This is a genomic window from Methanosarcina sp. Kolksee, from assembly GCF_000969945.1.
Lineage (GTDB): Archaea > Halobacteriota > Methanosarcinia > Methanosarcinales > Methanosarcinaceae > Methanosarcina > Methanosarcina vacuolata.
In genome coordinates, this window is sequence record NZ_CP009524.1 from 2299083 (window position 1) to 2324455 (window position 25373).

A 25373-nucleotide genomic window follows, 5' to 3' on the forward strand; every position below is an offset into this window, starting at 1 on the left:
TTTTTAAGTTTCCTTTCCTCTTTCGGAGTAATTATATGTTGAGTAATTATATATTAAAGAAAATAAAAGTACAATTGCTAATTTCCTGTAATTTGCTTCACACGCCATTGTCCGACTGACTTAAGGCTAAACTTGAAGATATGGGGGAAATTTTAGAAGAAAAACCGGTTGGGGAGCCGTGATGTTATGGATCTTAATGAAAAGATAGACATGATAGGGCGTTTATATCTTGGGCTTGAACAAATAGAAGACTGTGAGGAATTCTCATCTTTGATTCCCGAGGTTCGAACAAATTTTGTTTATGCCTCAAAAGAATCAGCCACTCCTGAAGATGTTCTTGCAGTCGATGGGAGGATTTCGGTAGTTGATGGGTTTCCGAAAGCTATAGGAAGAATAAAATTCGGGGCTTCTGGCTATATGGCCCATCTTCTGCTAGAAATCCAGAAAAAAGATTCTGAAATCAGGTCTATTATAGATTTTGCAAATAACCCGAAGATTGCCGAGTTTTTGAAAGATTACTGTAAAGAAAAGGAATGGAATTTTTCAGTTGTAGACCGGCGCTTTGAACCTGATAATATGAAGGATACAGAAGGGGAGGCTATCTCATGGATGGTCGAAGAGGCTATTCGGGCTGCAGGGGGAAAAATACCCAGGATCTTTTACGAGACAGGTGCAGTTGGAAAAGAGCCGGTGAGTATTCTTCTAGGAAAAGACCCGCTAGAGGTTGCAGAACAGATCTGCGAGCTTGCCAGAAACTACCATGAATCAGGGCAAAGAACAAGATAAAAAGAAAAGGCCATATGTGAAAAACAGGAAATGGTACCGAAAGTGGGGAGGAGCGGGGAAAGGGTCATAGAAGCCCTCTCCTCCCATGGAGTAATGAAGAAAACCAGTTTTTCGGCTCTTCAATATATTAACCGGCATCAGGAGGTTGGGATTGCCGAGTTCGAAATCCATTTTGAGATGCGCGGTTTGTTCGCATTTACACAATATTAAATAGTATTTTTGAATATTTAAAATTATGTGCTGTGTTAGTATACCTCATGATAGCACGCCACAATTAATTTAATATTTTGAAAAACCATCGTTTTTCTAGAGAGTGTATAGTTGCCAGCTATAAGAGTCCTCATAAGTACGATTAAAGAAGCGGTCTTAAAATAGAAAACAAAAGTATGAGTACAAAATGAAAAAAAGAAGGATATAAATCAAATCTCTTATGTGAAAAGCAGAAGAAAGAGATAAGTATTGGCTCTTTTCAAATAGGCTTAAACATCTCCCGAGTTTCCAAGCTCAAGCGTCCTTCCTGCTCCGTCAACGATTGTCTTTTTTCCGTCCACATCGATGAACCTTACTGAGACATTTCCATCCTTGTCGTATTTTGTCCAGACCGTGGTATTCTTATCTTCGGACCACATGTACTCGAATCTGGAAGTATTTCCTTTAGTACCGGTTTCTACACAAGCTCTACAGAGAGTTTTGTTTTCAAATTTTTCGGTTCCGGTAATTGTCAAATTCAGGATTTTTCCGGTAGCCGGATCTTTGACCTGAAGCTGAGAACCTACAGGGCACGAGCTGCCATTACCTGACTCAGGAAAACTGACATTTATTTCAGTCTCATTATTTGAAACCGATAATTTTGTTCCCTCTTTAAAGATACAGCCAAAGCTGAGAAATGCTGCAAGAATGAGCAAGATAACTAAAACTCGTTTTTTTGACAAAATCTACCACCTTAATTCGTGAATTTCAATTAAAATATTCAGGGCTTTTCACTCCATTAAATGCCTTTCATTTAAATTCCAAACTATACTTTAGAATACATTGAACAAATATAGGACTTACGCACTTGAGGAACAAAATCAATTACGACAAAGACTGTGGATTAAAGTAAAGTTTTAGACAGTTTACGGTCTAATGCTGTTGATTTTACGGTTTAATGCTGTTGATTTTACGGTCTAATGCTGTTGACTCTTCAGTTCAACTGCATAAGTCCCAAAATATTATCCACTGTAAAATAAAGTCTCGGATTAAAATTTCAAGAGATATATTTAGAATACATTGAATAAATCTGGGTAACACTTATTTTTATACAGAGTTCTTGCTATCCTGCGCATGATAACATATCCCGTATCAAGCGCTCTAGTTGATATTGCAGTTCAAGATAACACTCATTTTTTAATTAAGAATAAAAAGTAATATATTTAAAATAAGAATATATATCTTTTAAAGCAAGAATCCGACTTTCCGCAGATGTCTTGAAAAAAAGAACATTTTTTCGGCTATCGTTTTTGTGCATTTGTTCAATAATTTACAATTATTATCTCAACTGAAACTTCCGGAAATAGAGGTTAGAATATTTCAATGAAGCTTGAATAAGCAGGGTAATTTTCAGAAAAAACGATAGCAAGAAAAATTGTGAAAATTGAATGGACATCTGCGGAAAGTCAGAAGAATGGAAGATATGCCTTTATCGTATCATAAATGGGAGTGGATAGAACGGACGGAAGTCATTTCAAAAGAATTCTGATTGCAACCGATGGCTCGGAAAATGCAGAAAGAGCGGCTTCTTATGGAATTAATCTCGCAAAAGCAGCAGGTGCTGAAGTAGACGTTCTTTATGTAATTTCGACTCAGCACGCAGTAACTACACGGACGGTTAAGGGCTGGAGCGAAGGATTGGAAGAATATCTTACGGATAAGGGGAGAGCTGCAATTAACTATGTCGAAAAACTGGGAAAAGAAGCCGGGCTTGAAGTTAAGCCCGCGTTCCTGAAAGGCATTCCTGCTGATAAGATCCTTGAATATGCTCAGGAAAACAATATTGACCTAATAATAATGGGCACACAGGGTCTGACAGGCATCAAAAAATTCCTTATTGGTAGTGTTGCAGAAAAGGTTGTAAGGCATTCAAGGATTCCAGTAATGGTTATTCGGTAAATGCAGGCCTTATGGGCCTGCTAATTCTTATTTACGATGTCGGAAATTTTTTCTTAGATTTATTCTTAGATTTGCTTTAGGGCTATTTGCTTTAGAGCTATTTGCTTTAGGGTTTGTTCGTAGATTTGTTCTTAGGTTACAGCTTCAATCTTCAAAGATTCCTGAACCTTTAAACACGTCTTTTGCTTCTTCAAGGCTCAGGTCTTCAGGGGGCACGATAATATCGGATTTCAGAAGCTCTTCCGCTTCAATCGGCTCCCCTTTTTCCTTTATTTTGGAGATCAATCTGGCAAGTTCGCTTCGGAACTCCTCGACTTTTCCTTCCTCAACAAGAACCACAATCCGGTTATCAATCTGGTTCAGTTCATCACAGAGAGCTTCAGGTGCCCTGTACTGGCCTTCACCCATAATCCTGATTATCAACTTCAGACCTCCTTTCGTTCTTCCGTGCCTTCTTCTCCGGTTTTTGCTTTTTCAGGCCCTTTTCCGGACTCGGACTTAAGTCTGGCAAGTTCGGATTCTACATTACTCTGGGCACTGATTTTTGCAAGTTCCCTATCAATTTCGTCCCTGCCGCCTGTAAGGTCTTCGAGTGTGCCAGCTTCCATAAGCTCGTCAATTGCCTCAGCCCGCGCTTTCATTTCTTCGGTTTTATTTTCGGCCCTTTCGAGCGCAAGGCCCACATCTGCCATTTCTTCGCTGATACCGGTAACAGATTCGTTTATTTTCACCTGGGCCTCAGCAGCTGAGTACTGGGCTTTAATTGACTCTTTCCGGGTCCTGAAAATCTCCACTTTCGTTGAAAGGCGCTTTTCCGAAGCTATCAATTTTTCCTGCTGCTTTTCAAGATCTGAAACTTCCCTGTCGATTCCCTCGATCTGTTGCGCAAGGGCTGCTTTTCTCTCAAGAGCCAGCCTTGCAAGATCCTCCCTACTAGCAGCAATTGCATCTCTTGCCTGCCCTTCAAGCTTGTCTATATTTTGAACCAGTTTTGCACGCTGGAGTTCAAGGCGCTTTTTTGAACTTGTAACTTCCGCAACTCCTCTTTTCACGTTCTGAAGCAGTTCAAGTTGCCTCTCATAGGAATAGTCCAGTGTTTCCCTAGGGTCTTCCATCTTGTTAAGCACTGTATTCATCTTCGATTTAAATACTGTTTCCATCCTTTTGAATAATCCCATGTACTTTCCCCTTTGCTTTTTTTAAAGATCTCAAGTCGAATAGATCTGCAGTTTCCGTGATTTCTTTATTATTTCTGACAAATTTTTTCCGACACCTAATCCGGCATTTCTGTTATTTTTGTCTATTTGTTTTTATCTATTTTTCGTTGGAGTAATATAATTAGCTTACCTATATTCCTATCTGTGAACTACCACTCAGCAGCAGATTAGAGACAATAATTGAGGTTGCTAAAACCATTAACAGTATTGTACAGTTAATAAAAAGAAATGCTAGAGGGTATCAAAACACTAAGTATTTTATTACTATAATCTATGTAAAATTAAGAAAGTTATATTTCGAACTACCCATATGAAATGACGAAGAGTCAAAATTCTCTGAACCCTGTTATGAATTACCAATCAAGTCTCCAATATCTCTATCTTCTTTCTTTAAGTGCACATATTTTAATTAACATCTGTTTTAAATATATCATTGAAAATTTCTAATTTAAACTATATATTGTTACCAAAATAGATTTAAGTATTAATTTTTAAGATATTATTATAGAATAATGTTAATGCTTAAATAGTAAATCGCCATTATAATTCCTACTAAAAAAGTTCATCTTCCTTCTGAAACTTCAAAAAGTATTGATATTTTGCAAAGAAGGAATATGTTAAGTTATAACTAAAAACGCTATGGGCAACACTCTATAAATATAATACTCTTCGGAAAAGGAGTACAGAAAAGCTGTAGATGTCGCCAGGGAATAAGGAGACTAAACAAAAATAAAGGGGAAATAAAATGGAAACTGAAAACAAAGCTGGATACATTACCGAACTTCCTATTGAAATTCAAAAAATATTTAAAAATCTGGATTTTCCTATAGAAAAGAACGGGATTATTGAACAAGCAAGAAAAAGTAAAGCAATTCCGGATATACTGCGGGAACTTGGCATGCTTCCTGACAAAAAGTACAATAGCGCTGAAGATATTGCAGAAGAACTTCATAAAACTTACATGGGGGTCCCAGTCTAAAAAAAGTAAGTAATTTTCTCATTTGTTTTAATATTCTGCCGCAAATGCGGCAGATCTATTTTCAATGATCTCGTTCCTGATTTTATAAAGTGCTCTATAATTAAATTTTCCCGATATTTTTTACTCTCTTTACATAATGTCCTTAAGGGCTTCAGAAGCTGTATAAACGCTTCCAACTCCAAAAATATACTGAGTTATTCTTATTGCCTGCATTACTTCTTCTTTTGTTGCCCCTTCCTGCATAGCCTGAACTGCAAGGAATTTTACTCCGTTTACCGCACCATTAGCTGCATCCAGGGACATTGCAAGCAGCAATTTGTACTTGAGAGGTATTCCGTCCTCCACGAAAGCAAGTTCGCGTGTGTTTTCAAGCAGGGCAAATAATTGAGGGTCCTGGTCCACAATAACCTGTAATGGATTTTCTGTCAATGTACCATCTCCGTTTCTCTTGAGGAAATCTTGATTTTATTGCCTATTCCATTTATTAGATCCGTTTTTTAATTATTATACCCATCAATTAATTTAAAGTCCTTCCTTCGAACTTTTGACGACAAAAAATATGTTTTTCAGACATAAGGGTCCCGCAGCGCCTTATTAACTCTGAAAGAGTTGTCAAATTTCTTTTGAAAATATATCTGAAAACTTCCCTCCACGCCCGCATGCTCACTAAGTGAGCAGATATCGGGTGGTCGCTGAGGAAAAAGAAGCAAAAATTAATTACTGGATCTTCAGTTGCTTAATTATTATGTTCACTGCCGATTTTGTACTTTTGGAATCTTAGTTTTATTTTGTAATAAGCTGATACTATTTCTTTGTGAAGATAAGAAAATGAGATTCTATAGATTATTTCTTTTCATGTTCATCTGATTTTTTATTCACTATTTCAAACATGTCTGATATGAATTTGTCAGTAGCTTCGCCCAATTCTTTCTCAAGTTTTTTAGCTATTTTAGTTATTTCGTCATCTTTTTCCCAATCATGTACCCATTCTAATGGTGGAATTATTTCGCCTTCTTTTTCCGCAATTTCTCTTTTATGGTTTTCTTTTTCTGTAATAAAAAAGGAGAGAGAAAATAAAATATTTTTAATTTGTAGAAGCATATACAATGTAGATTTAAAAAAATCTTGAATATCCATATGATAATTAGAGTGTTCAACCCCACCAATATCATGCAATATGAAATATCTGTGAGCAATAAGATTTCGTATTTCCTTAATTTTTGTAAATTCCTCTTTTTCTATTTCTTTCTTAATGCTAAACAATGCTACTATGTTTTTATTATACTCTTCTTTCTCCATTAAATTGCCTTTAATTGTTAGAATACTTTTGCCATCCCAAAAAGAAACATTCTCGTCTTTTAAACCCAATTCTTCATAGTCATTAATAAGAAAAGCTACTTTATCATATATGTTGAACGCAATTAGAAAAGCATCTTTGAGAATTTCTACGTTCAAGTAATAATTCAAGCTATAATCACTTTCGTATCTCGGATTATCCATAAATAAAAAATCTGGATGTCTATATTGTGCTAATGTTAGGAAAAATCTAGCTGTTTTATAATCATCAATAAGAGAATACCATTTTTTGAAGAACTTATATGGTCTTATCTGATCATTTATACTACTTATAAAACTTATATTTATTGTATCAGAGTTACTGCGCCCACAATTATTACAATCAAAATGAGTATTCAAAAATAAGTTATGCATTTCACAAAAATTAAAATAAAAATCTTTAAAACTTCCGGGTTGTTTTGAATATACATTAAAGCGTTCTTCAACTATTGTTCTTTTCTTTGGCAATTGCTCTTTCAAAGTTGTTTCCAGATCTACTATCACTTTGTTTTGTTGAATGAAGTCATTTACAAGTTTTTTATAAAAATCATTGATTTCAAATGAAGGATATAATTTTAACCCTATCGCGAGGTAAATCATTGAATCTCTACAAAGTTTCGTTTTATCTTCTTTATTTTCTACTAGCGTAGAAAGAGTCAAACAACATATGCCTCTGTTTCCCCAAGCGTTGTAATGTCGAGGATTCAAGAGAATAGCTCTATCATAACAGTAAAGAGCTTCAAAATGTCTTCCTAAATAATCTAACGTATTTCCTTTATTTATCCAAACAGCCGGTTGATCTTTACAAATTGATAAAGATTCTTGGAAATATTTATTTGCTTTTTCTAAATCATTTATAATTTCTGGATTTAGTTTACCTTCTGCTTCCAAATCATTTTTTGCGAGTTGATAATAAGCATTACCAAGATTCATTGAATAAATTTTTTTGTTTTCTGGATCTTTTTCAATGATCGCTTTAAGGTGATCTATGGCCTCAAAAATATTTTTTCTGGTTTTTGGATCTCCGTTCCAAGAATCAATTAAAACACTGGCTTTTAGACTACGGACAGAGATAATATTTTTGTCGAAACTTAATACTTTATTTATTTTCAACAATGCTTTTTCATACTCTCCAGCATTACAGTAATTATATGCTTCAATATAATCAGCTTTCCAAGGTTCATTATCAATATTCATTTATTAATCATTTTTTAAAAGATACATATAAAATTTATTATTTTATGCACTGTGTAGTTTGCGTGGGTTGACCTCAAACTGACTTTAAAGCTTACTGAAATTTATCTCAATCTTCCACAGGCTTATACAGAATCCATCTGAAAACTTCCCTTCAAGCTTGCATGCTCATGAAGTGAGCAGATATCTGGTGACTACGGATAAAAAGAAGAAAGCTTTTTGTGGAGATATCGTTCAGTAGATAACTTATTGGCTACTGAAAATTACGTAATCCAAGATAAAATAGTTGCTATTTCTACTATCCCGAAGTCGAAATGTGGATTATAGATAAATTGATTATTCCTTTCAGTATAATGGTTTAGAATACAAAAAGGAAAAAGCAAAGAATAGAGTTACTTTTTTGCTGCACACTCCTACAAAGATTCTCAAGGAAATATTTTCTGTATGATAAGCAGTATGATGCCTCCAACTACTGTAATAATAATACCTGCAATAATTTGATGTTCGGGGAGCGATTTTAAGACTCTGAAATATTTATTTTGTTTGGAGATACTGAGATTTATTTTCGGTTCAATCAACAACTTGAATTCTGATTCTTGATTTGTATTTGTTCTTAGAAAAAAATTAGTTTCAGTATCTGTGTATGAAGCTATTTTACTCATATAAAGATCCATTTGTTTTTTAGTAGAAAAGTTCTTAACCATTAATTCATTAGAATGAAAAGAAGAAATATTCTCAACCATTAATTCATTAGAATGAAAAGAAGAAAAATTCTCAACCATTAATTCATTAGAATGAAAAGAAGAAAAATTCTCAACCATTAATTCATTAGAATAAAAAGAAGAAAAATTTTCAACCATTAATTCATTAGAATGAAAAGAAGAAAAATTCTCAGCCGTTAATTCATTAGAATGAAGAGAAGAAAAATTCTCAGCCATTAGTTCACTAAAAAATAAAGTGAAAAAACGCTTCTCATTATCATCTGGTATATCATTTGACATAATTCATGTATCCCTCATCATGGGTCAGTTCTATAATTGAAGTATCAATTCAATAATATAATTATATTATAAAAGTATATAAATATTTTCTTTAAATGTTTCATGTATATGTAACTGCAACAAAAGAAATTAAAAAATCGAAATAACTTTGGATAAAAATAGTAAGGGAATAAACTACAGAACCAACCAAAATTTTACCGAAATTTCGAGACGCTTTCAGTGGACTCATAACTTGGAGATGAAAACCTGCTCCACCCCCAATTCACGTGAATAATTTTGACAATAAAAAAATGTTTTTCAGGCATAAGGATCCCTTAACGCCTTATTAACCCCAAAAGTCCTGCGTTCCTCGAGCGTCTTCCGATTCTTATCGATCTTCTCCTTCGCAAGCTTCATGACGAGCCCAAGACCGGGCTTGACCTCTTCGATGGGCTTTGTCTCGAACAATCCCTCAGCGACTGCTTTAGACCAGATTTCGTTACCCTTCTTGGTGCGGATGAAGACTGTAGACCAGCCATCCGGGCTTCCAACCGAGCCGGTAGATATGTCAGCGAGATTAGATACATAATCGAGGCAGACATGGCAGCCTGGCTGCTCGTACTTATGCGTCTCCTTGAGAGGGACGGTAGCGACATTTCCGCGCTCGGTGTGGACAAAGAATTTTCCCTTCCCAAACTCCATCTTCTTCACGGAACTGAGGCTCTGGTTTGCGTGGTCTTCAACAAGGGCCTGTATGGAATCATATGGGAAGTTCACCATGCAGAAGAGCCCTACTGCGAAGGCAACTTTGCCGGGGACATCCCTCATGTTGATGGGATAGAGCTGAGCCTTCCTGACCGCCTGCATCTGGCAGCAAACACCGGTAATCCCAACCTTGTCGAGACCAAATGACCGTGTTGCCTCCTTGAGCCAGGAGATCTGGGGGCTGATGTTGTATTTCGCCCCCTGTGCCTTGAGGATGTCCTCTCGGTTCATCGCAACAAACGGCCTGGGTTTCCAGGGCAGGTCTCCCTTGCCTGCCACAATAGCCCCGTCGATGATTCCCTGCTCGAGTGCATAAACCATGAGGGTGGTGGCGATTCCACCGTCCTGTGCTTTCCTGAGGATCTCCTTGTCCGTGCTCCGTGCCGAGACGCATGTCACGTATTTGCCGAGATACGGATCTTCAATCATCCTTCTCACCTTCCTTAAGCGCTCCAGCAATTATCTCGCTGATTGCTTCGAATTCAGAAATCACATAAGAGTTGAAGAACGACCTCGGACAGGCGCCATAGCAGGAGCCGCACTTGATGCAGAGGTTAAGGTCACCCTGCGGCTTCCCGAACTCGTGCGTGATCGCCTTCACCGGACAGGATGCAGCGCAAATGCCACAGCCTATGCAGAGTCCCTGGTTAATCACGTCGTTCATCAGGTCACAGAAACATCCGGTCGTACCACGCTTCGCAAGGTCCATGAGAGGCTTTAAGTACCTGCCTGCAAGGGCCTTCTGTTCCTCATTTCCGTCAAGGAGCAGGTACGCCATGACAGCGACGTTCCTTATAAGCTCCGGGCTTGGAGGGCATCCTGGAATGTAAACATCCACGTCAATTAGATCTCCGATAGGGAGGTAAGACTCGTGCTGAGGCTGATTATGCTGCCCGCCACGGCTGAAACGGGTGATGTTACCATAGCTTGCGCAGGAGCCGAGGGCCACAACGATCCTGGACTTCTTCCGTGTCTCCTTTATATCCTCCACCGATTCACGGTCCTGGATGCAGACCGATCCCTCGACGATTGCCACGTCCATCTCCGGGATATGCCGAACGTCGGTAAGAGTGAGGCCGTAGACGAGGTCGGCATAGTCGTCCAGGATTTTAAGAAAACCCTGATAGTTATCGGCCACGGACACGAGGCAGCCGGTACAGCCGCTCAAGTGTACATGCCCGAGCTTGATCTTGTTTGCCACTGGTTTCGCCTCCTTTGTAGCTTCCACCTTCTTAAGCAGTTCCATAATTCATCCCGATTCCCTTCAGTATCTCGGATTACAGTATATCGGATTACAGTATATCGGATTACAGTATATCGGATTACAGTATCCCGGATTACAGTATCCCGGATTACAGTATCCCGGATTTCAGTATCCCGGATTTCAGTATCCCGGATTTCAGTATCCCGGATTTCAGTATCCCGGATTTCAGTATCCCGGATTTCAGTATCCCGGATTTCAGTATCCCGGATTTCAGTATCCCGGATTTCAGTATCCCGGATTTCAGTATCCCGGATTTCAGTATCCCGGATTTCAGTATCCCGGATTTCAGTATCCCGGATACAGTGTCTGAAATGGCTCTCTGTACTTCGTATCCGTATGACCATCTTGAGGTTGACCATCTCAAGGGCAGAAATGTATTTCTTCTGGTATGGCAAGGACCTAGATCAGGATACCGTTCTTAATATACTGGATCGGTTCGGTCAGACCCAGAGTGGACATTCTTGTAACCCCCCAAGAAGAGTTCGTTAACGGTGAGCCACCTGAGCTTGCGAGTCCCCCAAAAATCCGCAAGTTTTATTCCCTTCACCACTGCATGAGCTTCTGGGCGACTACCCTATTCTCCTCGTTCACCACTATCATATGGGTTGCACACGAGACGCACGGGTCATAGGCGCGGATAACCATCTCGGCAATCTGCCAGGGTGCTCCAGTCAGAGCGCGGCTGCAGGTAGGGAAGTTCCAGGTAGTGGGTACAAGCATCTCGTACCGCAGCACCCTCCCCTCCTTCACCCGTGCGATATGAACATCGGTACCGCGTGGCGCTTCGTTCGCGGCCCAGCCCATAGATCCATTTCCCAGAGGAATGTTGTCAGCAAGAACCTTGCCCGAAGTATCCAGGTTGTCAAGGCAGTTGAGGATGGTGTAACAGCAATCGGTGTACTCCATCTGCCTGGCGATGTGCTGGGCGAAGGTGCCTTTCTCGGTAAAGTGCTTGAAGGTAGCAAGCCTTGCTCTCGGGCCGACCTCAACTGGCTGGCCGTCGTAGGTTGGAACAGTATTGCAGGCCTCCATCCGAGGATTGACTCTGGTGCCAACCTTCGTGGTGCCGCCAATCGGATAGCTCGGGTCCTCAAGATCGATGGTTTCCTCACCCATGTACCAGTCCCATGGTCGAGTCTCCTTCCATCGGGTAAAATCCCACATGGGCTTCTCGTCCAAACTGGATGAGCCGTACATTGGGGCCGTGGCCATGACCCCCTGGTTGTGGTATCCAAGCGTCCTGGGAAGCGGGATCTGCTTGCCTGCAACCTCGACAAACTCCCGGTCCTGCATGTTTCTGATTACATTAAGCATGAACTCCATCTGCTCGTGGGCAAGGACAAGACCTTCTTTCGCCAGGTCGGCAATCTTCTGCTTTGCCCTGGGACTTACGTTACGGTACATCCCGCCAACCCTCGGGTTTGAAGGGTGGATAGCCTCTCCGCCTGCGACGGCTCCAATGGTCTGTGCAATCTCGCGGATGCGGAAGATCCTCGTTGCAATGCTCCTTAAAGGCTGCTCCTTAGAAAACGGGTTGATCTTCGTTTCCGTACCCGGGATGTAAAAGTCCGGGAGGATCAGGATATTGTGCAGGGCATGGCTGTGAAGGCGGTTTGCTGCATGCAGAATGAACCGCAGGAGTTTTGCGTCCGTGGGGATCTCGCAGCCAATCGAAGCCTCCATGGCCTCAATACCCGCCAGGGTGTGGGCAATAGGACAGATACCACAGACCCGAGAGGCAATCTTTGGGACCTGATCCATTGTCTTACCTATTGCGAGCTTTTCAATACCCCTGACTGGGGTAATGGAGAGCCAGTCTCCTCGCTCGACAATACCCTCATTATTCACTTTCAGGGTGAGCTTGGAGTGGCCTTCGTGTCTTGTGGTTGGAGAGATCTCTACGACTTTTGTCAATGGTATACCTCGTTTTCTGTTCGGTGTTCTTCAGGCTGTACCGCAGTTGAGGCACTTTCTGTGAGATTATTCTAAAATAGTTTCCTATACACCCTGGACATAAAGTACGTTAACCCCCTTTATTTCTCCATTGCACAGCTATCGTTTTCGATTAGAATACAAAAAATTTTGATCGATTTAAAATTCACAAAGCCCGGTATTCCTAAAACAATATTTAGATCAGTCCTGAACTCCTGACTCATCTGAACTCCTGACTAATCGAACTTTCTACGTGAGAAAGTTGAGGTTAAAGGAGTGATATACCTGGTACGTTGAGGAATGAATCTGAGATCTTCAGGAAATGAGCAAGGCTCAGAACGTCGATGAATTATACCCCCCGCGTCTAAATTTAGACATGAACCGCAGATTTACCTTAAGGATTTCTTAGTGCTGTGCCTACAAGTATTTCGTTTCCAAATTATATCCATAAAATATTATATTGACTTCTATATAATAACGTTGTGCCTCGCATAAGTAGCCTGCCAGACAGCTCTATTTTTCTGGCTATACAACCATAAGCTGATTTCTAGCTTAAGCTACCAAATTGTCTGTTTTCGCCATTTGGCGTATATTTCAAAGCATCCGAACTTGAATCGTCCTCATATCGTAAAAATCAAACTAGTTTCTGTAATTGATAAAGATTAATTATTTATAAACGGCCAATTGTTATTTACTTATTAATATATAATTATTTTTATTCAATGAAACCAATTTTATTCACCAGATTCAAATGATCTAATTTTTTTGGGGGTAAAGAAGGAAAGTGATATTGAGAATTCCTCTGCTAATCCTATGCTTAGCTCTTTCTCTTGGATTAACGCAAGCGCAGACTGGTATGACTGGAAGTATGACCGGAAATATTACTGAGAATATAATGATCAATGATATGGGTAACGTAACCGGAAGTATAAGTGGAACCATGATTTGCAACATGACTGGAATGACTGGAATGCAAAATATGACCGGAAATATGAGAAATATGCCAATGATTGGAATCATAACCGGAAACATAACCGGGGGTCATATAACCACAATGCAGAATATGACCGGAAATATGGAGAATATTCCAATGACTGGAAACATAACCGGAAACATAACAGTGTATATGAAGAATATGACAGAAATGCAGAAAATGAAAAATGCAGAAAATGAAAAATGCAGAAAATGAAAAATGCAGAAAATGAAAAATGCAGAAAATGAAAAATGCAGAAAATGAAAAATGCAGAAAATGAAAAATGCAGAAAATGAAAAATGCAGAAAATGAAAAATGCAGAAAATGAAAAATGCAGAAAATGAAAAATGCAGAAAATGAAAAATGCAGAAAATGACAAAAATATGGAATGTGACAAGAACAGAGAAAACTCATAACTAATCTGTTGCTCGTGCCTAAAAGAATAAAATTCCAAATATGTTATGCGGAAGATCACGGTTTAGATATGAGAATGGGGTTCTTCGTCATTCCCAATGGATAAAATGATTTTCAATTCAAGACAGCATTGGTTTTTGTGGAGACATTACGAGGACATCCACACAAAACAACGAAGAGACAGAAATAACTCGTGAGCTTAAACTTAAGAACACAATTCGGTGTCAATAGAAAAGGCTATGTATCCAAAAACGCGGAACTAAGGATATAATTATTTTCGACCCATATGAAACAGCGAAGAGACACATCTTAAGTGCAATAAGCAAAATATAATATGGAGAATATGGTGGGTATTCAGCATAGCAGTTCCAAGGAAAAGGACTTTGTGGAAGTTCTCGGATTAAGGGAGGAGATCGAGAAAATCCAGTCAACAATTGCTGATTTTGAGACGGGAAAAAAGCTGAATATAGCCATTGTAGCCGAACCTCTTAAAGGAAAAACTACCCTGAGCGACAAAATAGAGAGAATAAATTTAAACAGGGCAGCAAAAATCACTTTTTCTAAAATTGTACAGAATAAAAACGAAATTTCCCTCCCGGATGATACAAAAAAAATTGTAATTCTTGATAACTGTCATTTCCTGTATATGAGAAAGCCAGGTGGTTTTGATATCTTTTATGAGTTTTTGGATATGATTAGTTTTCAGAACAGGATATTTATCACTACCTGGAACACTAATTCCTGGAAATTCTTAAACGAAGCTTTCGGGCTTGGAAAATATTTTCCAGTACAGATCTTCATCCCTGCTTTTGAAAAGGAAAATCTCAGACTTTTTATTCTCAACAGATATGAAAAAGATGAGATAAAATTTGCTAAAGACGAAGAATCCGAAGAAGAACCCTTCTTCTATATAATGAAATATCCTTTAGAGCTAGCATTATTGGGCAAAAAAATTTTCATTCTTGTTCCTAAAATAAATATATCTTATCTCAAGAATCGCCTTCTGAAAAAACAAAAAATAGAAGCTGCTGAAGACCAGGTATTTGAAAAGCTTTACCTGGAATCAAAAGGCAACCCCGGAATTGCTTTGAGAATCTGGGAGCTTGGTCTTGACTATCCTGTTATGAAGCCTAAAAATATAGGCCAATTTTCGTATGAAGTAGACCTTGAATATGAAGAGGCTTTTACTTTGAGCCTTATTCTTTCTTATCAGGGCCTTACAAAATCTGAAATCACCGAAATAATGGGCCCCATGTCGAGCGTGGACAAAATTCTCTACCAGCTCTTAAGCCAGGAACTTATTTTAAAAGATGAAAATGACTCATATCGTGTCAGGCCTGAAGCCCTGAGCAGTGTTACTACATATATGGAAAAACTGAGGCTGGTGTGGTAAGTGGTAGACGGGAACACGAGCAGGGAGCAATTATTAGAAATTTTCAAGTCAGTTGATACGCAAACCCTCATAACTATGGCTCTGATTTTTTTAATTGCATATGTTCTTGGCAGGGTCATTACCATTATCTTATTAAAACTTTCAGAAAAATTGAGCCATACTGGCAGAATAAAAGTAGAAGTAGTCATCCCTATCATAAAATTTGTAATCTACCTAATAGCTTTTTATTTCATCTTTAGAGAAATATTCAAGATTTTCGGACCGGAGATCTTTCTCCTTGCGGGACTTCTGGGTGCAGCCATTGGATTTGGGCTTAAAGATCTTTTTTCAGATATTGTTGGAGGGCTGGTAATTACATTTGAAAAACCTTATCAGATAGGGGATAAGATTTCAATCGGGAATTATTTTGGAGAAGTTACTGATATAGGTCTAAGGTCAACGAAACTGTTCACGCCTGATGCTAATGTCGTTACAGCCCCAAACAGCCTGATTTTCAAAGAAACCGTTGCCAGTGCAAATTATGGGGTCTCGGAAATGATGGTTGTAATAGACCTGTATATTGCAGGAGAGTCACATGTAGAAACTGCAATGAAAATTTTATGGGAAGCAGTCGTGAGCTCTAAATACGTTTATATCTCCAAAGAAAGGCCTGTTATCCTGCTACATAAAGCCCTTCCATTCTACACGAGGTTAAGGGCCAAAGCTTATGTCAATGACCTTAGGGACCAGTTCAAGTTTGAATCCGATGTTCACACAAGAGCCTGGGTAGAATTCCAGAAGAATGGGATCAGGGCTCCCCAGCTCCATATTTTGAATATTCCTTCAATAGAAGAAAAGTATGAATCAGAAGCTATAACTCGGAGAAATATGGGGTCAAATGCAGAAGGTCTTAAAGATTCCAGATAAAAGAGAGCAAATTCACAAAAGTTTTTTCTTTGAGTCTTGATAACAATGTCTGTTGCTTTTGTTTTTTCAGGCTGAAGCATTACATCCAGAGAATTCATAAATGACGATGGCGATTGTATTTGTTTTGTTCAGACTGAATCGCTACATCCAGAGAAATCGCTACATCCAGAGAATTATCGCCCCATAAGGTCGATACTTGTAGCAGTTCCAACCATTATGTCTTTTTCTTTTTCCAGGGCTTCAAGAATATTTGAGACCAAAAGGTGGCTGATTGCTCTCCTTTTCCTGGGTTCAACTACATATCTTAACCGCATTTCGATCCAATTTTCCTCCATTTTCATATAGAGCTTTGTCTGTACATCATAGGTAGTAATAAAATATTTTTGTCCCATTTGACGGAGTTCTTTCTGTGCCAGGTCTTCGAACTCTCCTAAAATTGAGCCTGCAACATTGAGAGCAATCCCCTCAGCTTTTTTCCAGTTGCTCCCATAAATAAGTAGAAACCGAACTTCATCCCAGATAAAGGAGTAATCCCTGGTATAGTTTTTAATCGTCTTATTGAGGGCAAAGCTGTTAGGAATATGGAGAATTCTGCCAGTATACTGATCTGCATCCACCCATTCCCTTATTTCCATTATTGTGGTGCTTATGCTCCCTATATCGAGCACATCGCCTACATTGTCTTCAACTTGAATCCGATCTCCTGCTTTAAAAGGGTGATACAAAATTAGGAGAATCCCTCCGGCTATGTTTCGCAAAAGGTCTTGAAGTGCAATTGCGACTCCGGCGCTGAGAATCCCGTAGGCAATAAACAGGGTGCTAGTTCTCTTGAACCAGATTGCAAAAAGTGCGGCAAAAGCGAGTACTGTGATAAGGATAGATGCAGTTTTCCTCAGAGTGTATCTGTCTCTGGCAGTTGATACTCTTCTAAGAATAAGATTTCCGGTAATGGAATTTATTATATAGGCCAGAAAAATCACAAGCAAAGAGATGAGAAGAGCATCCAGGAGAGACCGGTCCTCGAAGATGTAAAAGTTAGTCAGGTATCGGATATATGCGATAAAAAGTATCAAAATGAGCAAAATAAAAATATTCAGTCTCCTGATAACCCTCATGCATATAAATATAATGTCTTTTATATATCAATATGGCTGCAGTGACCGAGACTCCTTGATGCTTGATTCGGTCAATGTTAGTTTTGGACTAAGAGTTTATCCGAAAAGTAGTTACCTGCTGTAACTTTAACAAGCGGCAATATGTAAAACCGGAACGGATACTCAGATATTATAGCTCTATTGTGATTAGCTCTATTGTGATTAGCTCTATTGTGATTAGCTCTATTGTATTAGCTCTATTGTATTAGCTCTATTGTGATTAGCTCTATTGTGATTAGCTCTATTGTGATTAGCTCTATTGTGATTTTTCAACATGCATTACTGACTTTTCGGATAGACTCTTAGCCAAAGACGCATATATTTCACTTATTTCACTTATTTCACTTCGTCTTTTCAAAACCACCTTCTGCGGTCCATTATCTCATAAAGTTTCACTTTCATAAAATCGGTTATAACAAAAGCCACAAGTGCGTAAATCCAGACAAAACCTGCCAGTTTCCATCCAATTGGAGATATATAGAATCCATATACTGCAACGAGCGTTGCCAGTACTTTTGTAACCACTGCAGCCCAAAAAAGGAGTTTTCCCGGAGGAGGAGACCAGAAGTGCCCCCTGTTGCGGGCAACGAATATGGTCAGGTGCCCGGCTATTGCAAGTTTCAGGAATATAAAAGACTGCAGTACACCCGGACTGAGATAAAGAACTCTGGCTCCGATATAGTATATTGCAAAAGAAAAAACCACACCTACTATTCCCAGAAATGTGGACATTCTCAGGACTTCACGCATATTCCATTTTTCTGGTATTAAGGAATATTTTACATTGTCATACGCAATAGCCATTATAGGAGCATCATTGAGAATAGCAAGCAAAACAATCATTATAGCAGTTACAGGATAAAAATTAAACACAATTATTGAAGTGGCAATAAAAAAAAGCACCCTTACAGTCTCAGCGATTCTATAGATAGAATAGCTCTTCATCCTCTGAAATATCTTACGGCTTTCTTTTATCGCGTTAATAATGGTCGAGAGCCCTGAAATTGTAAACACTATATCTGCAGCGGATTTTGCAGCATCTGTAGCCCCCGCAACAGCAATTCCAGCATCAGCCATTTTAAGGGCAGGGACGTCGTTAACCCCATCGCCCGTCATGCCAACAATATGTTCTTTTTTCTGAAGGAGTTCAACAATCCTGTATTTGTGTTCGGGAAATACCTGGGAAAAACCGTCAGCCTTCTCTACAATTTCCTGGGCTTCGGAATCGGATTTTTCTACGAAATCATCAGCTGTAACTATGTTCGTACCCAGGCCTACCTGGCTTGCTATCTCTTTAGCAATGGCAAGGTGGTCTCCAGTTACCATTTTCACGTCTACTTTAAGGGAGTTTGCCGTCTTTATGGTCTCAGCGGAATCTTCATGCGGTGGGTCATAAAGTCCAAAAAGTCCTGCAAACCTGTATTTTCCTTCCTCTTCTACACAAACCCCCAGGGCACGATATCCTTTTGAAGCCATAGAATTTACTTTTTCTTCTACATTCTGCCTTATTTCTTCTTTATTGCTTGACATACCCAGAATAACCTGGGGTGCGCCTTTGGCAATTTTAAACTCTCCTTCGGGTCCTTTAACCGTAGCTTCAGTGTGCTTTATGACAGGGTCAAATGGAGTGAATTTTGCCACTTCATAAGTTTTTATTTTGTCTTCAAGGGATTCTGTGTCCTTTGCCTTCTGGAGGATCGCATTATCAATCGGGTCATTATCCTCTTCTCTTGAAGCAAGAGACCCATAGATCAGAAGGTCGTTTTCTTTAAAGTCCCCGAAAGGCACTAACTCGGATAATTTTAGCTTGTTCTGAGTAATTGTACCGGTTTTATCCGAACATAGAATGTCCATTCCTGCCATTTCTTCTATGGAGACCAGTTTGCTGACAATAGCTCCTTTGTTTGCAAGTTCGGTAGCTCCTACAGCCATTGAAACGGACATTACTGCTGGAAGGGCTGCAGGAATTGCAGCGACTATCAGAACAAGAGCAAACTGGAGGGTTTCCAGAAAAGGAGTGTGCCTGAAAAGTTCTTCTATAACTAAAACAATTGCAACAATACAGCCTGCAAGGGCAATCAGGTAGTTTCCGATTTTGAGGACAGCTTTTTGAAAGTGGCTCCTGGTCCGAATTTCGGCCACCAGTTTTGTTGTCTCTCCAAAATAGGTATTCATGCCTGTAGCCACAACCAGAGCATTCATTTCCCCTTTCTGGATAACGGATCCTGAATAGGCAATGCCATCAGATTTTTTCTCTACAGGCAGGGATTCTCCCGTTAGGGCTGATTCGTCTACCTGCAGATATTCTCCTTCGAGGAGTTTGAGGTCAGCAGGAACAATATCCCCTGAACGTACACGGACAACATCTCCAGGGACCAGTTCCCGTGCAGGTTTTTGGGTCCATTGTCCTTCTCTGAGTACTCTGGCATTCAGGGCCATTTTCTTCTTAAGAAGTTCAATCGCATTGTCAGCCTTATGTTCCTGCCAGAACCCCACAACCCCATTTAAGATAAGGAGCAAGGAGATGATCACAAAGTCTTCCCATCGATGGATAATACCTGAAATTGCAGCTGCCACTTCGATCATCCAGGGAATTGGACCCCAGAAATAACCTAAAAATTTTCTAAGTGGGTTGACCTTCTTTTCGGAAATTTCATTATAACCATACTGCTTTATCCGATTTTCAGCTTCCGATGAAGAAAGTCCTTTATTACTGGAATCAAGTTTTTTCAGGACTTCATCTGCAGGCAAATCCTTTATTTCATCGATTTTGAGCTTTACATTTTCCCCTATAAATAAGCCCCCAATCCGTGTTTTCCCAATAAAAATGTCCAAAATTCAGACTTATTTGTCCTGTTGATCTCTTCTTGTGGACCTCTTCTTGTGGACCTCTTCTTGTAGACCTCTTCTTGTGGACTTCTTCTTTTGGACCTCTTCTTCCGAACCTGTCATTTTTCGCAGTTGTAAACCTGTATCATAAACCCGATAAAATTCCCATTTAGAACATAGAAGCAGAAAAAATAAAAATATATGACATAACTTATAATTTATTATTGACCCGGAAACCCTGGGACCTCATATATAATGGCAATTTTTGGCAGTGAACCCAGTATCTCCAAATGATAGATGGACTTTACATGCAGCAAGCTAATGCTAACGAAAAAAATAGAGTTGTTCCTGTATTCTGTTTTTTCAAGCTGTTTACACTATTTTTCAAACTATCTGCAGTATTATTCAGGACATTGCATCCCTGGACATTCATGGATATACTGCATAATGTCGCTCATTTTTGCACTGGCCATTGCTACAGACATATCTGCACTTCCGTAATAAATGCGGAGTTCATCGCCCACAAGGATCCATCCACACGGGAAAACAACATCATTAACGTCTCCAGTCCGCTCATACATTTCACGAGGCCCGAAAACCCAGCCTTCTGACCTATGGAGCACTTTTGTAGGATCTTCAAGGTCAAGAAGGGCAAGTCCGAGACGATAGCTCTTTTTAGATGTTGTCTGACGTACCCCATAATACATGATTAACCATCCGTCAGATGTTTTCATTGGCGGAGGGGCCAATCCAATTTTACGTGCATCCCACCATCCACCTTCCCTGGCATACAGAAGAACCTCATGTTCTCCCCAGTATTTCATATCAGGCGAAAAAGATATCCAGATATTTGCCTTTGCACCCGCAATGTTAGATACGGGCCTGTGTAACATTGCCCATTTGCCATTAAGTCTTGTAGGAAAAATAGCAGCATCTTTATTTTCAGGCGGCATTATAGGCCCTACTCTCTCAAAATTAGTGAAATCATCGGTATAGGCAAGCGACGTTAATGGACCAGAGTCCGAAAAAGCCGTATAAGCTATAGCCCATTTTTCCATCTCATCAATGTAAGTTATACGTGGATCTTCAATACCATATATCTCTTCAGAATAGTATGTTGGATCCGAGGAAAAGGTTGGTTTGGGATCAATTTCCCAACCGTCAATTCCATTTTTGCTTTTAGCTACGGTAAGATGGGAAAAACCTCTGTGGTCTTCAACCCGTACCAGTAATATAGTTGTATTGTTGACCATAATCGCTGCAGGGTTAAATACCGAACTGACCTTATACGGCCAATAATCAACTGTAAGTATCGGATTCTTCTTATATCTTACAAATAATTCTCCTTCATCTTTCCAGATCATATTATTCCCCACTCCTCCTGATTTAGAGCCTATCCTAAAATGTGTGACGAATTGAAAATATTACAATGGCCACATACACAATTTGAATAGTGATAGATATCTGGTGATGCTAGTGTCATGGCAAGTTAATTATTGGGCATAATACTTGGTGTCTTCTCATCAGCGTACAACGATTCAAAGTTTACTGGATAAGCAATAACTAAGTTTTCTTGACACTAGATATTGTAGTTAAATACCTGATGATGCTAGATATTATAGACTTATTGTATCTATATATAGACCTATTGCAACATTAAAACACGCTTTTACTGATTTCGGATAAGCTCTAGGTTTTAGATAAGCATTAGATAGGTAAAAAAGCAGGCTTTTTTATTCCGCAATATCAGTAACAGTTATTCTATTGCTGAAAGTTACTAAACTTTTTTGATCTTCCTAAATCTGTTATTCGGCTCTTCTCTGTTTCGAGTGGGTAATTTATACCCACTTTCTATATGTGAGAGTGACATATATAATATTTAGAAAAGTTTGTTGTTGAAAATCACATTCAAGCTTGATGTCTCTCTATTAGATTTGAATACTTTGTAACTGATCAATTATTTTTAATTATTTTTAACACACACAAAACAGCGAAGAACCAAATAAATAAAATGTTATAGAATACAAAGCCTTTTGCATCAATTAATTGTCTAAAAAGTGAAGTAATTCGTTTATTACCTGAGGTAATTGTCGGACAGATTTTAAAGGACAGGGCATTCGTGACCCTCTGCGCTCTCTTAGTAATAAAAAACTAATAGAGCCCCTGGCTGAATGATGCGAACAAAGTTAAGCAAAAATATAAAATTTTGGAGAAAAAAATGAGCGAAATTAAAAGAAAGTTTGACGAAATTTCAAAAAAATATGATGAGCAGAGAAAGAAGTTTATTCCTTGTTTCGACGATTTTTATAGAGTGTCAGTATCCGTGGCATCCGTAAACACGGGAAATCCAAAAATACTGGATATGGGGGCTGGAACAGGACTTTTATCAGCGTTCTTGATGGAAAGATATCCAGATGCCTCATTTACTCTTATTGATATCTCGGAGAAGATGCTGGATATAGCAAAAGACCGGTTTAGAGGTAACTCAAACGTAAAATATATTGTAGCAGATTATTCAAAGTATTCTTTCGTCGAAGATTATGATATAGTAGTGTCTGCTCTATCTATCCATCATCTGGAAGACGAAGAGAAGAAGAAAATTTACAAAAAAAGTTACTCTCTACTTAAACAAAATGGTATTATTATTAATGCCGATCAGGTACATGGAGAAACTCCTTTCATAGAAAACTTCAACAAAAATATCTGGAAACATTATATAGAGAATAGTGGTTTGCCCGAAGAAGAAATCCTCGCTGGTTATGAAAGAACTAAGCTTGACAAGGACTCAACATTAGATCAACAAATCAACTGGCTTAAAGAAGCAGGATTTTGTGATGTTAGCTGTATGTATAAATTCTACCAATTTGCAGTGATGTTTGGGAAAAAGGTATAGTTTCGGGATTATCTTAACTGTTATTTATATTTTATTTTTCACTAACGTTTGGATTTGCAATGTCAGTATAAAAACGTCAGTATAAAATTAACTCAAACAAGCGGTCTCAAAACTATATTTGATTCTATAAGCAGGATAATGTGCTATATTTCAAGGCAAATACATACCTGAATTTCAGAATAATTTTCGATATGAATTTAAAGTCAACAATTCCAATTATCTAATTGTAGAAATGAGTCGAGTTTTGAGGCAACCTGCAAAGAACAAAATTCAAAAAAAATAAATATTTTTGATAGAAGATTCATAATATGTAATATTTTAGTTATCAAAATCGAAACTATTGAATATAATTAACGTGAAATAACCGGGATAAAACATCAGAATAGAAAAGAGAAATCCGAATAAAACTAGCTGACGAGAATGTAAAGAATAAAAGTATAAGTAATATCACCAATAATATTGGTGCAAAGAGCTCAATTAATAAAAGTAGTCAATATTTACTGGTAGTTTCGGACAATGGGTTGGGTTTTCCGGAAGGTCTTGATTTCAGGAACACTGGTTCTTTGGGTCTACAGCTTGCAAACATTCTTGTTGAACAACTGGAAGGCACAATTGAACTTCAAAAAGATTCAGGGACTACCTTCAAAATATTATTTAGGGAAAACAACTAATTATCCGGAGGCTTATCCGATATCAAAGGGGAGATACAATGAAAAAAGCAAAAATTCTGGTTGTCGAAGACCAGAATATAGTGGCTCTTAATATCAGAAACAAACTGAAAAATCTTGGTTATACTGTGCCGGGTACTGCATCCACAGGAGAGGAAGCAATAAGAAAAGCAGAATTGACGAATGCAGACCTTGTTTTGATGGATATCATGTTAAAAGGTGAAATGGACGGAATTGAGGCCGCCCGTGAAATTAAAAACCGGCTCCGAATTCCAGTATTATATCTTACCGCCTATACTGATGATGAAACTCTTGAGAGGGCAAAAACGACAGAGCCTGCAGGATATATTTCAAAACCTTTTAAGGAAGAGGACCTGCACAGCAATATCGAAATGGCACTTCACAAGCACAGAGCCGAAAAAAAAGAAGCTGAAAAAGAAGCTGGCAAAGAAAATGAAAAGACTCCTGAGTAAATGTTTTACTGCATACAGGGACCTGTCAGATCTCGATAAAAACTTTAGACGAAATTCTTACTGGATACAGAGGATTTGAAAACCAGAAAAAAGTAAAATTAAAATTGGAGAAAATAAGCAGAGAGAATAATCTCATCCAATGGTAAAAGGATCCTCTGACTCCTTGTATAAAAGACAAAACACTATTTTGATTCACATGTAAAATTGAAACTAAGAAAGTTTTTTCTTCAAAATGGTTTCTTTCCCTAAAAACATCTTATCTATCTTCATTTTGGATCAATGAGACCCACTAAAAGCTGAAAGTATCCCAGCACTCATTCTTTAGAATGTATCGTCTAACAACTTCTGACCCGCAAACGTTGACCCGCAAACGTTGCGCCGGTTTATCACAAACCGTTGCGCCGGTTTATCACGCCGATAGGGTTTGGGGATAAGGTTATCAAACTCAAACGTTTCTTGGGGTTTTCGGTCAAGCCTTTTTTCAAAAGGGTTGCAGGCAAGCTTTTTTAAAAAAAGTGTGATCACGCTTATTGGTAGTCCAAACGAAATTTGGGTAATTTGGGTAAATATACCCATGGACAAATTGAAAATCAGTGTCTCAAGCCCATAATTCAGCCCTCTTGAGCGAACGACGTGAGCGAAAAGGACACCGTCCTCCCGAGACGGGACTCGGGAAAGAATTATAAAAATCCACAAAAAAATAAGTCAGGCAGAAGAAAGTGCCACAATGGCTTCTGCCAGATCTCCATTTGAGTTCTTCAGGGCTTTCCGGGCTTCATCTTCAGAGACACCGGTCTGCTCCATTACAAGTTTTATATCTTCAGAGGGAATTTCCAGTTCTTTCGGGACTTCTTTTACGTCACCTACGATCTGGTATGTTTCCGAACCCTGGACTTTCATGATAGTGACATTTGCATTCTCTATAATGATATTAGAGTCTGCAGTCTTTATTACTACTTCCTGAACGTCCTTGAGTTCTTTAACATCAATCCCCATCTGTTTCATCATCTGCTTCATTTTAGCCGGGTTCATTCCCCGGCCTCCCATACCTCCCATTCCTGGGAACATAG

25 protein-coding genes are annotated in these 25373 nt (G+C 38.9%); 10 read left to right on the plus strand and 15 right to left on the minus strand.

The features are described from left to right. Positions 1 to 186: 186 nt before the first annotated feature. Both MSKOL_RS09545 and MSKOL_RS09550 read left to right on the plus strand, forming a co-directional pair. Positions 187 to 786 (plus strand): thiamine-phosphate synthase family protein, encoded by a 600-nt coding sequence (locus MSKOL_RS09545; protein ID WP_048155648.1) that lies wholly within the window; start codon positions 187 to 189, stop codon positions 784 to 786. Between the two features lie 30 nt (positions 787 to 816). Next, positions 817 to 996: a hypothetical protein gene (locus tag MSKOL_RS09550; RefSeq protein ID WP_048155650.1), complete on the plus strand. Its 180-nt coding sequence runs from the start codon at positions 817 to 819 to the stop codon at positions 994 to 996. Positions 997 to 1265: 269 nt separating this feature from the next. Here MSKOL_RS09550 and MSKOL_RS09555 read toward each other — a convergent pair whose 3' ends face one another. Next, a complete protein-coding gene (locus MSKOL_RS09555) occupies positions 1266 to 1718 on the minus strand; it encodes a hypothetical protein (protein WP_048120536.1) in 453 nt (150 codons plus the stop codon). A gap of 760 nt (positions 1719 to 2478) precedes the next feature. Between MSKOL_RS09555 and MSKOL_RS09560 the strand changes: the two genes are divergently transcribed. Then, positions 2479 to 2934 (plus strand): universal stress protein, encoded by a 456-nt coding sequence (locus tag MSKOL_RS09560; RefSeq protein WP_197078750.1) that lies wholly within the window; start codon positions 2479 to 2481, stop codon positions 2932 to 2934. Between the two features lie 144 nt (positions 2935 to 3078). Here the strand turns inward: MSKOL_RS09560 and MSKOL_RS09565 are convergent, their stop codons facing one another. Continuing rightward, positions 3079 to 3357, minus strand: a complete 279-nt coding sequence (locus tag MSKOL_RS09565) for a hypothetical protein (protein ID WP_048120538.1) — start codon at positions 3355 to 3357, stop codon at positions 3079 to 3081. Between the two features lie 2 nt (positions 3358 to 3359). Next, on the minus strand, positions 3360 to 4112 hold the full coding sequence (locus MSKOL_RS09570) for a PspA/IM30 family protein (RefSeq protein WP_048155653.1): 753 nt from the start codon (positions 4110 to 4112) through the stop codon (positions 3360 to 3362). Positions 4113 to 4896: 784 nt separating this feature from the next. On the opposite strand from MSKOL_RS09570, the gene MSKOL_RS09575 reads away from it, so the two are divergent. Then, positions 4897 to 5130 carry a DUF2795 domain-containing protein gene (locus MSKOL_RS09575; RefSeq protein WP_048120542.1) on the plus strand — a complete coding sequence of 78 codons (234 nt, stop codon included), beginning with the start codon at positions 4897 to 4899 and terminating at the stop codon, positions 5128 to 5130. 129 nt (positions 5131 to 5259) lie between these two features. On the opposite strand, the gene MSKOL_RS09580 is transcribed toward MSKOL_RS09575, so the two are convergent. The 7 genes from MSKOL_RS09580 to frhA all read right to left on the minus strand — a co-directional run bounded on the left by MSKOL_RS09580 (position 5260) and on the right by frhA (position 12582). Further along, positions 5260 to 5559, minus strand: a complete 300-nt coding sequence (locus MSKOL_RS09580; protein WP_048120545.1) for a carboxymuconolactone decarboxylase family protein — start codon at positions 5557 to 5559, stop codon at positions 5260 to 5262. A gap of 414 nt (positions 5560 to 5973) precedes the next feature. Beyond that, a complete protein-coding gene (locus MSKOL_RS09585; protein WP_048155656.1) occupies positions 5974 to 7662 on the minus strand; it encodes an LA2681 family HEPN domain-containing protein in 1689 nt (562 codons plus the stop codon). Between the two features lie 422 nt (positions 7663 to 8084). Next, entirely contained in the window at positions 8085 to 8660 is a 576-nt protein-coding gene (locus MSKOL_RS09590; protein ID WP_048155659.1) for a hypothetical protein, read from the minus strand. 297 nt (positions 8661 to 8957) lie between these two features. Then, on the minus strand, positions 8958 to 9833 hold the full coding sequence (gene frhB, locus MSKOL_RS09595) for a coenzyme F420 hydrogenase subunit beta (RefSeq protein ID WP_048155662.1): 876 nt from the start codon (positions 9831 to 9833) through the stop codon (positions 8958 to 8960). Further along, positions 9826 to 10650 (minus strand): coenzyme F420 hydrogenase subunit gamma, encoded by an 825-nt coding sequence (gene frhG / locus MSKOL_RS09600; protein WP_048155664.1) that lies wholly within the window; start codon positions 10648 to 10650, stop codon positions 9826 to 9828. Before frhG ends, frhB begins: the two co-directional genes overlap by 8 nt. After that, positions 10569 to 11063 carry a hypothetical protein gene (locus MSKOL_RS20105; protein WP_156151030.1) on the minus strand — a complete coding sequence of 165 codons (495 nt, stop codon included), beginning with the start codon at positions 11061 to 11063 and terminating at the stop codon, positions 10569 to 10571. Before MSKOL_RS20105 ends, frhG begins: the two co-directional genes overlap by 82 nt. A gap of 148 nt (positions 11064 to 11211) precedes the next feature. Further along, the gene (gene frhA / locus MSKOL_RS09610; RefSeq protein WP_048155669.1) at positions 11212 to 12582 is read right to left on the minus strand and encodes a coenzyme F420 hydrogenase subunit alpha; all 1371 of its coding nucleotides are present in this window, start codon (positions 12580 to 12582) and stop codon (positions 11212 to 11214) included. Between the two features lie 874 nt (positions 12583 to 13456). Between frhA and MSKOL_RS09615 the strand changes: the two genes are divergently transcribed. From MSKOL_RS09615 to MSKOL_RS09625, 3 genes are all read left to right on the plus strand, one after another. After that, positions 13457 to 13789, plus strand: coding sequence for a hypothetical protein (locus MSKOL_RS09615; protein ID WP_156151031.1), 333 nt, complete (start codon positions 13457 to 13459; stop codon positions 13787 to 13789). A 532-nt stretch (positions 13790 to 14321) separates the two neighbouring features. Further along, a complete protein-coding gene (locus tag MSKOL_RS09620) occupies positions 14322 to 15380 on the plus strand; it encodes a hypothetical protein (RefSeq protein ID WP_231592162.1) in 1059 nt (352 codons plus the stop codon). After that, positions 15381 to 16286 (plus strand): mechanosensitive ion channel family protein, encoded by a 906-nt coding sequence (locus MSKOL_RS09625; RefSeq protein WP_048155672.1) that lies wholly within the window; start codon positions 15381 to 15383, stop codon positions 16284 to 16286. It begins immediately after the preceding gene. Positions 16287 to 16459: 173 nt separating this feature from the next. Here MSKOL_RS09625 and MSKOL_RS09630 read toward each other — a convergent pair whose 3' ends face one another. The 3 genes from MSKOL_RS09630 to MSKOL_RS09640 all read right to left on the minus strand — a co-directional run bounded on the left by MSKOL_RS09630 (position 16460) and on the right by MSKOL_RS09640 (position 21633). Continuing rightward, positions 16460 to 17359 (minus strand): mechanosensitive ion channel family protein, encoded by a 900-nt coding sequence (locus MSKOL_RS09630; protein WP_231592163.1) that lies wholly within the window; start codon positions 17357 to 17359, stop codon positions 16460 to 16462. A gap of 435 nt (positions 17360 to 17794) precedes the next feature. Continuing rightward, positions 17795 to 20275 carry a plasma-membrane proton-efflux P-type ATPase gene (locus MSKOL_RS09635; protein WP_231592165.1) on the minus strand — a complete coding sequence of 827 codons (2481 nt, stop codon included), beginning with the start codon at positions 20273 to 20275 and terminating at the stop codon, positions 17795 to 17797. Positions 20276 to 20670: 395 nt separating this feature from the next. Further along, positions 20671 to 21633, minus strand: coding sequence for a glycosidase (locus tag MSKOL_RS09640; protein ID WP_048155675.1), 963 nt, complete (start codon positions 21631 to 21633; stop codon positions 20671 to 20673). An 854-nt stretch (positions 21634 to 22487) separates the two neighbouring features. Between MSKOL_RS09640 and MSKOL_RS09645 the strand changes: the two genes are divergently transcribed. The 3 genes from MSKOL_RS09645 (at position 22488) to MSKOL_RS09650 (ending at position 24303) form a co-directional block, all read left to right on the plus strand. Beyond that, positions 22488 to 23162, plus strand: a complete 675-nt coding sequence (locus MSKOL_RS09645; protein ID WP_048155679.1) for a class I SAM-dependent methyltransferase — start codon at positions 22488 to 22490, stop codon at positions 23160 to 23162. A 476-nt stretch (positions 23163 to 23638) separates the two neighbouring features. Next, positions 23639 to 23833: an ATP-binding protein gene (locus tag MSKOL_RS21060; RefSeq protein ID WP_369799543.1), complete on the plus strand. Its 195-nt coding sequence runs from the start codon at positions 23639 to 23641 to the stop codon at positions 23831 to 23833. A gap of 38 nt (positions 23834 to 23871) precedes the next feature. Beyond that, on the plus strand, positions 23872 to 24303 hold the full coding sequence (locus MSKOL_RS09650; protein ID WP_048155682.1) for a response regulator: 432 nt from the start codon (positions 23872 to 23874) through the stop codon (positions 24301 to 24303). A gap of 321 nt (positions 24304 to 24624) precedes the next feature. On the opposite strand, the gene MSKOL_RS09655 is transcribed toward MSKOL_RS09650, so the two are convergent. Both MSKOL_RS09655 and MSKOL_RS09660 read right to left on the minus strand, forming a co-directional pair. Then, entirely contained in the window at positions 24625 to 24999 is a 375-nt protein-coding gene (locus tag MSKOL_RS09655; RefSeq protein ID WP_156151032.1) for a hypothetical protein, read from the minus strand. A 9-nt stretch (positions 25000 to 25008) separates the two neighbouring features. After that, positions 25009 to 25371 (minus strand): nascent polypeptide-associated complex protein, encoded by a 363-nt coding sequence (locus MSKOL_RS09660; RefSeq protein WP_048120564.1) that lies wholly within the window; start codon positions 25369 to 25371, stop codon positions 25009 to 25011. Positions 25372 to 25373 lie beyond the last annotated feature (2 nt).